This is a genomic window from Alteromonas sp. AWQ4_252, from assembly GCF_056158205.1.
The window spans coordinates 4,299,127-4,312,251 of the sequence record NZ_JBSWSV010000001.1 but is presented as its reverse complement, the minus strand read 5'-3'; the positions used below and the strand labels follow the sequence as shown (position 1 = coordinate 4,312,251).

Sequence of the window (13,125 nt, the reverse complement as noted above, 5' to 3'; positions counted from 1 at the left end):
TACTGTCATCAATGTTTATTTCGACTTAAGTGATAACGTGGTAGTCCCTAGTTGGGGATGACTTGCAGACACTAATATTTCGCCTTTTTCACCGAGTTTACTCTGTACTATCGCAAGAAGCTTGCCGCTAAAAGCACGTCGTTTTTTTGACGTGAATGAGGTGAAGTTAGTTGAGTCTCCATTGTCGGTAGCGACAATTCGCCCTGGCCCGGTAACAGAGAACTCGATCTCATGGGTTGCAGTAGGGACAAAAATACCCTTTTCATCCACAATATTGAGGGTGATAAAAAAGAGATCCTTACCGTCAGCTTTGATAGTGTGTCGATCCACAGATAGCTGTATGGCGTCGGCAGAGGAAGCTGTCGTAACTTTATCTTTTGCCCACAGCTTTCCTTTTTTGTAGGCGATAACCTCAACGGTGCCTGGTGTGTACTTAACATCGTCAAAGCGTATGCGATATTCTAATGGTCCCTTCTTTTTTCTTCCCTGAGATTTTCCGTTAATAAAGAGTTCAGCTTCATCACCAGAGGTAAATACATGTACAGGCGTAACTTCTCCTTCTCTGCCAGACCAGTTCCAATGGGGAAGTATATGTGCCATGGGATGATTCGGACGCCATTCACTTTGGTAAAGATAGAATCGATCTTTTTTAAATCCAGCCAGGTCAATCATGCCGGAATACGAACTGCGTGCAGCGTAGTACGGTGTTGGCTCCCCAAGGTAGTCAAAACCATTCCATACAAACTGTCCGGCGACGAAGGGATAGGTATCGAGGTAACGAAATACTTTGTCGGCAGATGCGCCAAAATCAACAGCATGAAGCTCGTAACTACTCACCTGATGAATTTTAGAATTGCCCCCCAGACCATCCCGTACCGGTGCACTTTCCATTGATGTGACAGGAAAGAAGTAGAGACCGCGGGAACTATACGCGGATGCAGTTTCACTGGACAAAATGACCTTGTCAGGGTGCGCTTTACGAAAACTTGGATAAGACGGCGGGGTACGGATGCGCTCAGTTCCTTCAAACTCCGGTGCCTGACGGATGCCTTCACCCTGATAATTCAGACTAATCAAGTCCATGGCAGCACTAAAAGGAAAATCAGCTTTTGCCCAGTTCATGGATGCCGTGACAGGACGTGTTGGATCTTCTTCCTTCACAATTGCTTTCAGTTTCAGAGCGATATCAGCGCCGGATTGGCCGGTGTACTGCTCACCCACTTCATTACCGATGTACCACATTATTACCGACGGGTGGTTTTTGTCTCTGCGAACGAGTGCCCTGAGATCCTGCTCGTGCCAGTCAGGAAAAATCAGATGAAAATCCAGAGGGGTTTTCTTTTTGTACCAGCTATCAAACGACTCATTTAATACCAATATACCCATTTTGTCTGTCAGGGTGAGTAACTCTGGCGCTGGAGGATTGTGCGCCATACGGATGGCATTAACTCCCATCTCCTGAAGAATTTCCAATTGTCGCTGAGCTGCACGAAGATTGAATGCCGCTCCGAGAGACCCTAAATCATGATGTTGGTTGACGCCTTGAAGTGGGATGTGTTGGCCGTTTACTAACACGCCGACATCAGGATCGAACGTTAATTCGCGTATACCAAACGGTGTAATATGACGGTCGATTTCCTCCCCATTGTGGATAATACTCGTCACCAAAGCGTAACGGTGAGGAACCTGATGAGGGACAGGACCCCACAGCCGTGGATTTTTCAACACCGTAGAGATGTTCATTTCCCGCGTCCCATTAGGTGTCATCGTAACAAGTTGATCAGGCAGTCGCTGCACTGCTTGTAGACTTATCTCATCTTGTTCAGACAGTTCGTGAATGCTTTGCTTTAAAGTCACATCGCTCTTGACAGACAAATGATTCACCAGAGAGGTTGCCACCGAAATCTTTGCTTGCTGCGTTGATACCGACGGAGTGATCACCTGCGTGCCCCACTGGCTTACGTGGATTTGTGCTGTTTTTTCCAACCAGACGTTGCGATAAATGCCACCACCAGGGTACCACCGGGAGGACTTTGGAGGATTGTCTAGTCTTATGGCAAGCTGGTTGTTTCCATCTTTTGATAAATACGGGGTTAAATCGAGTTGGTAAGAGCTATAACCATATGGCCACCCCCCTACCAGTTGACCATTGAGCCACACCATGGAGTAAGACATCGCACCGTCAATATGTAAATAGATGCGCTTGCCTTTATCACTCTCGGTGGTAGTAAATTGCTTTCTGTACCAACCTACGCCGTGAGAGGGTAAGCGGCCCATTCCCCCGCCTACTTTCGGGTTACTTCCACTATAAAATGGCCCTGCTATGGCCCAGTCGTGAGGTAAATCAATACTTTTCCACTCGCTGTCATCAAAGCTAGCCTGAACAAAAGGAAATTGACTTCCCGGGTTGCCATCGGGCCGGGTATGTCGTTTCTTCGGGTCGGCAATAAAAGCATTGCCGGAAGGAAGGATCCAGGGTTTTAGTACATTGCCTTTGCTTTCCGTTGCCACTGCGTCTGTTGGGCGCGTATCCGCAGCCTGACTGTCGTTGAACGAACCTATAGACGGCCGCGTATCATAAATTAAGCTATCCGGCGTTTGGTTATCGGCATAGCGAAAAAAGCGCCAATCCCTTGTTAAGTCTACTTTTTCCCGTGGACTGGCTGACGCGCTACTGGCCAGCAACAAGGTTGTCAGTATCACCAGCCATTTTCGAAGCGTAATTGTTGTCATAATAAGTCTCTGTTAAATAATTGTGACTCGACGGTTTATTTCGCCAAATATACATAGGAGAACTGCTTTTGAAAGGTGATAGGAAAATAAGTAAATCAGAAACCAAATTTCTCAACACCTTATTAAAGAAGGGGAAAAAGCAAAATCGGAAAACAAAAAAACATAATGCATACTTGTATACTAGTTTAGGGTGTTGTGTTTAAATTTTGTAAACGAATTATTTAACTGAGTGACTATCCGGTATGAGAGCAATGATCAAATCCGCATCACTGATGTGTGCGTTATTATCCGGCGTAACCTTCGCCTGTGAAAAACCAGCTTCTGTATGTTTTAACGACAACAGTGGTTTACCGCTGATTAAAGACAGCAGGCCCCTACCTATTGTCATATCCCCGAATGCAGACCCTGCTGTTAAACGTGTTGCCAACGCATTTTCCGATGATATTGAAAGAGTCGGAGGTGTTCGCGCGAATATTTCTGAGGCACTCAAAGTTGAGCAGTCTGCGGTGATTATCGGTGTAGTGGGCCAGGATACAATTATCGATAGCCTGATAGAAAGCGGCAAATTGGATGTGTCGGATATTCAGGGCCAGTGGGAGGCTTATAAGATAGCGGTCGTCAACGAGCCAGTGTCTGGTGTTGAGCGCGCTCTTGTAGTGGTAGGCGCAGATCGACGTGGAGCAATATTCGGTACGTTCGAAATATCTGAGCAAATGGGAGTCTCACCTTGGTATTGGTTTGCCGATGTGCCCACAGAACAGCACGCTAATGTGTATATCACGCCCGGCAGTAGTAAAGATAAACCTAAAGTGCGGTATCGCGGCATCTTCATCAACGACGAGGATCCTGCATTAAAAGGATGGGCGCAGAAAAAATTTGGCGGTGTAAATGCTGGCATGTATGAGCACATGTTCGACTTGATTCTGCGACTCAAAGGCAATTATATCTGGCCAGCCATGTGGGGAAAAGCTTTCCACCTGGATGATCCAAAAAATACGGAACTGGCTGACAGTATGGGTATGGTAATGGGCACATCGCATCATGAGCCCATGACGAGGGCTCATGCAGAGTGGCACCGCAAAAGTGAGAACCCTGCAGGTGGTGGTGCATGGAACTATGAAACAAACCAGGAAAATATTCAGAAATTCTGGCGTGGTGGTATAGAGCGCATGATGTCAAAGGGCGATGGTACCCCTTACGAATCGCTTGTCACTGTTGGGATGCGGGGCGACGGCGATGAGCCAATGTCGGAAGGTACTGCCATTGAATTGTTGGAAAAAGTGGTTAAAGATCAGCGCAATATTATTGCTGACGTAACTGGTAAACCTTCCGAAGAGACACCACAGGTATGGGCGCTATATAAAGAAGTGCAGGATTATTACGATAAAGGTATGACTGTGCCGGATGATGTCACTCTGCTTTTTGCAGACGACAACTGGGGTCAAGTACGTCGCTTACCGACAAAAAATGTCGATCGCGAAGGTGGTTTTGGTGTTTATTATCATTTCGATTACGTCGGCGTTCCGCGGAACTACAAATGGACCAACACAGTTCAAATAGGTAAGGTATGGCAGCAGATGAATCTGTCATATGAGCGGGGAGCGAAGGATCTATGGGTAGTCAATGTAGGTGATCTCAAGCCCATTGAGTACCCAATTGATTTCTTCTTAACTATGGCATGGGATCCTGAAGCAATGGGACCTGAAGCATTACAGGCATTTGCGTCTCAGTTCGCAAAGCAATCCTTTGGGGCTGAACTGGCGAACGATATTGCCAGTCTTCTCGAGCGTTATGGCACATTTGCTGCGACACGTAAACCTGAACTTCTGAACCAAAATACATTTTCTGTAGGTGAGGCAACGACGCCAGAATTGCAACCTGGCGACTTTTATGAATATTTCGCCAAATGGCAGCAGCTTGAAGCGGATATGGTAAAAGTGAAAGCCCGTATTGATGAAGCCCATTATCCAGCATTCTTCCAGCTTGTTGAGTGGCCTATTGCATCAATGAGTAACTTATACGAAATGTATTTCGCTGCTGCATGGAACCAAAAACTGGTTGACGCTGGTGACTCCCGTGCAAACTACTTTAAAAATATTGTGGAAACAAATTTTGCCAAAGACAAAGCGCTGACAGAGAAATATCACACCATAAACGACGGAAAGTGGGATGGTATGATTAACCAGGTGCATATGAACTACGTTACATGGAATGATCCTGAACAACAAACCATGCCTGCGGTGTCCACAATTTATGGTGGCAAGAATGATATTGCTGTTGCGTTTAGTGAAGTACCAGTGGCAGACAATAAACAAGTTATCAATGCTGCCGATTATAAGAACGCAAGCACAAACAAGCGGTTACACTGGACCAAAGTGGAGCACCTAGGTCAGGGGAAAGCCGGTGTCATTGCGCTGCCTCAGGGTAAGGGTCCTACATCTGTAGAAGACAATGTGTCTTTGACCTACACATTGGAACAGCCTTTTTACGGTGATGCGCTGGTGAACATTGAACTAAGCCCCACATTGGATACTTACGGCCGCGGGGGTATTCGCCTAGGCGTTAAAATTGACGATAAGCCAGTGGAAGTGCTTAGCTTTGATTTACACGCTACCGGAGGCGCACAGCGCACTGCCGAAGAGAAAGCATGGGCGAATGCTGTCATCAACAACAAGCATACCTTGTCATGGACTGCAGAGGATCTCGATGAAGGTAGTCACAAGCTTACTCTGTATAGAATAGACGATAATATTGTGTTGGAAACGCTGCGTATTGCTTACTCAGAAAAGCAAAAACCAGCTACGCAATCAGCCATCGGTCGCTTTTTTAGTGAGCTTTTTAGTGAAGAATAGCGAATAGAAGGAAACGTGAACCGAGTATAGTAGTTCAGGTTCACGTTTTTAAATTCGGCATATCCGTGATAAACATCGTTGTTAAATCTCAAAAAAACAAAGTGAAGCGTGTATGAACATCAGATACACTGGCACGCTGGTTCACCAGTAGAGCATGAGGTCTGCGGTTGTGAGTAATAAATCAGTCTTGTTTTTGGAGCAAGCTGCTGAATATGCAAAGCAAATAGATTACAGCCGTCCCGCTGGTAGTCAGGTTTATGGCTTTATTCGAGATGCTATCGTCAGTATGCAACTGGAACCGGGTCAGTTGATATCAGAAACCGCACTGGCGACACGGTTTGGGGTCAGTCGCACACCGGTGCGGGAAGCTCTCATCAAACTCGCTAACCTCGGGTTCGTAGAAGTGCGTCCTCAGCGTGGTACCTACGTTTCTCGACTCAGCCGTGAAGCAATTTTGGAGGCCCGATTCATTCGCGAAGCCCTTGAAGTCTCTGTTGTCAGTTTTTTGGCCGAACACGCCGAACCTCACATTTTTGTTGAAGCTGAGGCAATTATAAAGGAGCAGGAAGCCGCGGCAGTCATTGACGATGCACTTCTTTTTCAATCTTTAGATGATGAATTTCATCAACTTTTAGCGAGCACTACGGGCTTTGGGCGTGTCAGCAATATGATTGAACAAGAAAAAGCGCATATGGATCGTTTACGAAACCTCAGCCTCCATATGAAGGGGCAGTATGCAAGAGTAATTGCGCAGCATAGGAATATCATAGGGGCGTTAAAGTCGGGCAACAGAGATGAGGTAGCCGCTGCGATGACAGTCCATTTGCGGGAAGTCTATAACGTGCTGGATCGTTTGCCAGTAGAACATCCTGAGTTTTTTGTTTAGTTCCTGGCTATATTAATGCTTTCGCTGCTTGCCTGTAGCACCGATCTATTGCCCTTAAACTGTAGTTTTTATATTGATTTTTCAACGATAAGACGAGCTGGCGCTTAAATCTGAATTCTCACCCTTAAAGCAACGCCGCAATTTCAAGACCGTTAAGATTTTTCCAAACAAAAGTAACCTCATTGTTAATAAAAATAAACCATTTGTTAATCTTTTGGGGTGATAATGCGGTTGTCCAGTTAAGTTGTATACAAGTATGTTTGTCTAAATCCAGGACATTGAAATATACGTGTCAGGTTGGGGCCTGATATCAACCACATCGGAGGGCTGCTGCAATGCCTAGCTTTAAAAAAATAAAATTTCACCCCGTGAGTACACAAGAAAACACCAAAAGGAAATACCCTGCATTTAAGCTATCACTGTTGTCGTTGGCGGTAATGTCATGTACCTCGACAGTACTGGCACAAAACAACGATGAAAAGAACGACAGTGCAGTACAGAGACCAGCGCAAGTAAATGAACAAAATGAAAGTGAAGTATTGGAAGACGATGTTGAATATATCTCGGTCACCGGTCAACGCCAGTCTTTACAGGATGCGCTGGACTTAAAGCGTGCTGCCGATACCATCGGAGATTCCATTGTATTGGATGAAGCGGGTAAGGTACCCAGTACTTCGCTGCTGGAAATTCTTGAGCGTACCCCCGGTGTAACAATGAATCGAATTCGCGCTGGCGCAGAAGGTTCGCCTGATGGGTATGCGTTTGAAGGTTCTGGAGTACAGGTGAGGGGCCTGAACAAGACTAAAACGCTGATAAATGGTCGTGAAGTATTTTCGGCAAACGGCGGTTCTGGTTTAAGCTGGGCGGATGTCGGGCCGGAGCTGTTAAAAGCTGTAACTGTTTATAAAGCTAGCCGAGCTGATCTGATTGAAGGGGGTGTATCGGGTACTGTCGATCTACAAACGCGAATGCCTTTTGACTTTGAAGGCTTTAAAGCTGATGCATCGGTAACCGCTGACTATGGTGATTTTTCTGAAAAGGTCACACCCGCGGTGTCAGGTATGGTTTCAAATAGAATAGATACTGATTTAGGTGAATTCGGTATCTTAGTAAACCTGGCGTATTCAAAAATCGCCTCTCACGACAGTAACGTTATACTTCCACCGTATCAAGCTACCAGTTATAACGGCGAGCGGGTTTTTGTTCCAGCTGGTGTTCGCTATACGCAAGACCAGTTCGAGCGGGTGAGGAATGGTTACTATGTTGCACTGCAATGGAAGCCGTCTGATGCACTTGAGTTGTATCACACCAGCTTTATATCAGAGCGCGATAGCGATCGGCATAGTCAAATTTTAGCGTTAGAACCAGGTACTTCAGTAGGTGTATTTGATGATGCGGTGTTCAACAGTGATGGTGTTTTTGAAAGAGGAACCATATCCAGCACCAATCTGACATCGGGTTTGAACGTTTCTCCTAATTCCAGTTTTAGCCCCTCCAACAGCAAAACGGCTGATTATAGTTTCGGTTTTAACTACATTGCCGATTACTGGGACTTACGTGGTAGCTATCAGTACGTGAAAGCGAATTCCAGCTCTGGAAAGTACAGTTTAGGAACAACGGTTTTACCGGTAGTGGCTGAAACTTACCTTGATCTATCAGGTAATATTCCCAGTGCGACGTTTGTGGATGGCTTATCCACAAATCCGGCAGATGCCGGCCTGTCCCGGGTAAACTGGCTAAATAGTTCCAACGACGGTGATGCGCATGCTTTTCAACTTGACGGCAGTATTTTTCTTGATCACGACTTCTTCAGAAAAGTAGCTGTAGGTGGGCGAGTAGCCGACAGAAGCGAAAGCGATAATTTCGTGGGTACCTGGTGGTCTGCTACGGGGCGGGGCTGGAATGGTGTTCCAAGACCTTTCGTAGACACTGCACCGGATGGAGACTTTTATCTGGAAGAATTCTCTGACTTCTTCAAAGGTGATACCGCCGCTCCTGGTGCTGTGTGGGTGGGAAGTCCGCAAATTAACGATGCCAGCGCATTTGAGCGCATGTATAACACGTACACGGCATGCGGTCCTGACTTGTACTACCAGTGCTCGGATCCTACTCAAACGACTTATATTTATGGAGAAACTCCGAATCCTAATTTTGACCAAATGCCATCGTTCTATGAAACGAAGCACAAAACCCAGTCGTTGTATGCAATGGTAGGTTTTGAAAACCTGGGAGACAATTGGTGGTCAAACTTTAGCGGTAACTTCGGCCTTCGCTGGGTAAACTACGATATAGAAAGTAAAGGCAACTTTGTATTCCGAGGTGGCTCTCGCTATTACGCTAGCCTGGAAGACGCTCAAGCATCTATAGACGCGATGGGTGGGCTTGAGAATGTGGCAACATGGCAGGATGAGAACGAAGGTACGCAACCTCCGTTAACCCGGGAAAGTGTGGGATATGAAATAGATCGTGTAGGTGAGTTCTCTAAGAGTTACTGGTTACCGTCGTTCAACGTTAAATTTGAATTAACGGAAGAGTTAATTGCGCGTTATGCGTGGACTAAAACCCTTACGCCGCCGCGCTATCCTGATATCCGAGCTCAGGGTACTGCCGGTGTCCAAACCACAGATAATCCAATAAATGAGGATCTAAATGCACTGTATCCAGATCAGGATGTTTCTGTTCCAGGTATTTTCTCTGGTTATAGTAACTCGACAGGTAATCCGTTTTTAGAACCTGAAATATCAAACAACCATGATGTTTCTCTTGAGTGGTATCCGGAAAAAGGGTCATCTATGCATTTGTCCTTATTCCATAAAACTATTGAGAATTATATTACGTTCAACAATTTTTCCGCACCGGCCAGTGGCTTCTTTTCCGAAGAAGATTATCCGCAATCAGCTTTGGTGAGTGATGGAAACAGCGTATTTCTCGATGGGCCGGTTTCCAGCAGAACAAATTTTAATGCTGAGGAAGATACAATAATCAAAGGCTTTGAATTGGGTGGCCGCACATACTTTGACAATCTGCCGGGCTGGCTGAGTGGTTTCGGGGTAGACGGTAACCTAACGTTTATTGACAACGACGCTCCCAATGCCTTTGCACTGGATATCAATGGTGATTCGTTAAACGTGCCTGTTATTGGCTTGTCTGAGTGGTCGTATTCAGCCACTTTGCTTTATGACAAAAACAATATTAGCGCTCGCCTGGCCTATAACTGGCGGGATCGTTATCTGACCACCACCAATGATTCGGGCACCACAAGGGTATATAACGACCCAACCAGTGGTGAGGATATTCAGATAGGGTTACCGGTATACGCTTCTGCTATCGGCCGATTTGATGCCAGTATTTCGTATCGGTTTAGTGATACGCTGAATGTTAAGTTAAACGTGCAAAACCTAACTGACGAAGAGCAGCGAACTGAAATGGAGATTCTGGACGGTGTGTTTGTAGATCGTGCAGTATTCATTGCAGATCGCCGGATCAGTTTGCATGTAGGTTTTGATTTTTAACGCACCCACATAAGTGGTGTAAAAAGGATAACTGATATCAGAGGAAAAAGTATGAGCAAGCGTGTATTGATCGTCGGCGGAGGTACTGCTGGTTGGATTACTGCGGCCTATATGGCCCGCATGTTAGCTGCAGATACGCCTGGCGGTGTGTCAATTACGCTGGTTGAGTCAGACGAGATTGGTATTCTCGGTGTAGGCGAGGGTACCTTTCCCATCATTCGCAAAACCATGAAACGCATTGGTATTGACGAAAGTGACTTAATTAAACATGCTGACGCCACGTTTAAACAAGGGATACGGTTTAACAACTGGAAGTACAATCCTGCAATTAAACCCGATGACAGTTATCTTCACCCTTTTCAGGTAGCCTCGCAGCATACCGATATGGATTTACTTCCGTACTGGTTGTTGGGGGTTGCCGGAAATGTGCCTTGGGCGGAGGCTTGTTCCGTTCAAAGTACGGTGATCAACGAAAAGTTGGCACCAAAGTTAATTACCCACCCCCAGTATGATGCACCGTTAAATTATGCGTATCACTTCGACGCAACCAAACTGGCGGCGTTGGTAAGAGACAAAGCCATAAAAAATGGCGTTAAGCGTCTTATTGATACCATCGATAAAGTTGCACTAGCTGAGGATGGCAGTATTGCATCTGTCACTGGGCGAGAGCATGGTGAACTAACCGCAGATTTATACATCGATTGTACGGGGTTTCGGGCACGACTCATTGGTGAGACCATGGGAGTGCCGTTTATTTCCTATAAGAACGAACTGTTTTGTGACCGCGCTGTTGCGTTGCAAGTTCCTTATGACAAGCCCGCTTCAGGCATTCCTTCTTGTACTTATACCACAGCAAAAGACGCAGGTTGGATTTGGGACATTGGATTGCACCATCGTCGAGGTGTTGGTTATGTATATGCCTCAGATTACTGCGACGAAGAAACAGCAGTAAATACGCTCAAGTCGCATATTGGCCCAGCGGCAAATGATTTATCACATCGGCTGTTGAAGTTCGAACCCGGCTATAGAAAAACGCAATGGAATAAAAACTGTATCGGTATCGGGCTGTCAGTTGGATTTATTGAGCCATTAGAGGCTACGGGGATCAGCTTTGCTGAAGTGGCAGCATTAATGCTGTGTAATTTATTTCCGTGGTCTGGCGATTACGAAGCATCGGCCAGACAATTTAACGACGCCATGGCTAAGCGATTTGAGCACGTAAAAGATTTTATTAAAGTACATTATTATTTAAGTGAAAGAGATGATACGCCGTTCTGGCGTGACAATCGCGACCCGTCTTCAGCTTCTGGGTATTTGAAAGGGAAGCTGGCACAGTGGCGGCACAGACCACCTTCTTTTCTCGATATAGATGCCAGCCACGATATTTTTGACGAGAATAGCTGGCAGTATATTTTATATGGCATGGGGTTTAAAACTGATATATCAGCTCGTTCCAGCGCCTTGCGATTTTATGATGACGCCCGTCGCGAGTTTGAAAGCATTCGTCAGCAAAGCCGTAATGCAATGACAGCGGTACCTACTCACCAACAGCTAATCAATGAGGTTTCGTCTGGCGGTTTTCGTCCAAGAGCCGGAGGACGCCGTTGAACAAGGTTGTTATTGTAGGTGGCGGTACATCGGGATGGATGTGTGCTGCAGCCCTTGCGCGGCTGGCTCCGCCCAATACGCATATTACCTTGGTGGAATCTGACCAAATTGGCACGATTGGCGTGGGCGAGGCTACCATTCCTTTACTGGCAGAATTCAACCAGTTTCTGGGTATAGACGAACACGAGATGCTAAAAGAGTGTGCGGGTACTTTTAAGCTGGGTATTGAGTTTATCGACTGGTATGAAAAAGGGCATGCGTATTTTCATCCTTTTGGTTTTTTTGGTAAGGACACGCCGGAATTTTCGTTTCACCAGTTGTGGTTAAGACTCAATAGTCTGACTGGTAATGGTGAAGTATCCAATGTCATGGCCAATGATATTTGTGACTACAATCTGTGCTCGGTTGCGGCGAAGTTAGGGCGTTTTTCACAGCCTCGCGGTGGGGCAAACACCATTCTTTCAACTATGCGACATGCCTGGCATTTTGACTCTGCGGCCTATGGAAAATTATTACGCCGGTATGCTGAAAAAAGGCAAGTAAAACGCGTGGAAGGCAAAGTTATCAATGCTGCTATCGACAATGACAAGGGCGATATTCATTCTTTAACATTGGATAATGGCCAGAGCATAGCTGGCGACTTGTTTATTGACTGTAGCGGGTTTCGCAGTTTACTTATTCATGACCAAATGAAAAGTGAGTTTAATGACTGGTCACATTATTTGCCTTGTGACCGCGCTATCGCTATCCAAACTTCAGAGAATGACGTTCCGCTTCCTTACACACAAGCGTTTGCGAAAAAAGCAGGCTGGCGTTGGGAAATTCCGCTGCAAAACCGTATGGGTAACGGATACGTTTATTGCAGTGAATACCACAATCAGGATGAAGCGCTTAATTCTCTTATGAACGATTTGCGAGGGCAGCCAATAACGGAACCGTCTTTTTTGAAGTTTCGTACAGGACACCGGCGGATGTTTTGGAAAAATAACTGTGTAGCAGTGGGTTTATCGGGAGGCTTTATTGAGCCTTTGGAATCTACCAGTATTCATCTGGTACAGGCCGGTATTCAAATGCTTATTAATTTGTGGCCTTCTAAGGGAGGCAACGACATACAGCGCAATCAGTACAACAAAATGATGACCGCTGAATATGACGATATCCGGGACTTTATAGTACTTCACTACAAAGCAACGTCACGCCGCGATACTGCTTTTTGGGATGCTGTGCGAGAAATGGTGATACCTGACACGCTAAAACAAAGAATAGATGCTTTTGCTGCGGATGGCAGTATTGTGACCCGTGCTGATGCGCTGTTCACACCGCATAGTTGGCTGGCGGTTATGCTGGGGCAAGGTATTATGCCTGCACAATACGACAGCCGGTTAGATCGCATACCCAGTGACGTTCTTGTTCGCAATATGCACGGATTGCGGGAAAGCGTTAAGAGAACCGCTGCGTCCTTACCTACTCATCAACAGTATATAGATACCCATTGTGCGTTTTCAAATTCCTCTTCACGCTAAATCAGGTCCGC

6 protein-coding genes are annotated in these 13,125 nt (G+C 46.0%); 5 read left to right on the top strand and 1 reads right to left on the bottom strand.

Annotated elements, in window-relative coordinates; translation table 11 throughout:
* Positions 1-15: 15 nt before the first annotated feature.
* Positions 16-2,733, bottom strand: coding sequence for a beta-galactosidase GalB (galB, locus tag ACXACM_RS18870; protein ID WP_474823681.1), 2,718 nt, complete (start codon positions 2,731-2,733; stop codon positions 16-18).
* Between the two features lie 251 nt (positions 2,734-2,984).
* Here galB and ACXACM_RS18865 point away from each other — a divergent pair, with 251 nt between their 5' ends.
* The 5 genes from ACXACM_RS18865 to ACXACM_RS18845 all read left to right on the top strand — a co-directional run bounded on the left by ACXACM_RS18865 (position 2,985) and on the right by ACXACM_RS18845 (position 13,114).
* Positions 2,985-5,585: a glycosyl hydrolase 115 family protein gene (locus tag ACXACM_RS18865; RefSeq protein ID WP_474823680.1), complete on the top strand. Its 2,601-nt coding sequence runs from the start codon at positions 2,985-2,987 to the stop codon at positions 5,583-5,585.
* A gap of 169 nt (positions 5,586-5,754) precedes the next feature.
* Complete coding sequence (locus ACXACM_RS18860; protein WP_474823678.1) at positions 5,755-6,471, top strand: GntR family transcriptional regulator; 717 nt, start codon at positions 5,755-5,757, stop codon at positions 6,469-6,471.
* Positions 6,472-6,806: 335 nt separating this feature from the next.
* Positions 6,807-9,983 carry a TonB-dependent receptor gene (locus tag ACXACM_RS18855; RefSeq protein ID WP_474823677.1) on the top strand — a complete coding sequence of 1,059 codons (3,177 nt, stop codon included), beginning with the start codon at positions 6,807-6,809 and terminating at the stop codon, positions 9,981-9,983.
* A 51-nt stretch (positions 9,984-10,034) separates the two neighbouring features.
* Positions 10,035-11,591 carry a tryptophan halogenase family protein gene (locus ACXACM_RS18850; RefSeq protein ID WP_474823676.1) on the top strand — a complete coding sequence of 519 codons (1,557 nt, stop codon included), beginning with the start codon at positions 10,035-10,037 and terminating at the stop codon, positions 11,589-11,591.
* A complete protein-coding gene (locus ACXACM_RS18845) occupies positions 11,588-13,114 on the top strand; it encodes a tryptophan halogenase family protein (protein WP_474823674.1) in 1,527 nt (508 codons plus the stop codon). The genes ACXACM_RS18850 and ACXACM_RS18845 overlap by 4 nt, the downstream gene beginning before the upstream one ends.
* The last annotated feature ends 11 nt before the right edge of the window (positions 13,115-13,125 follow it).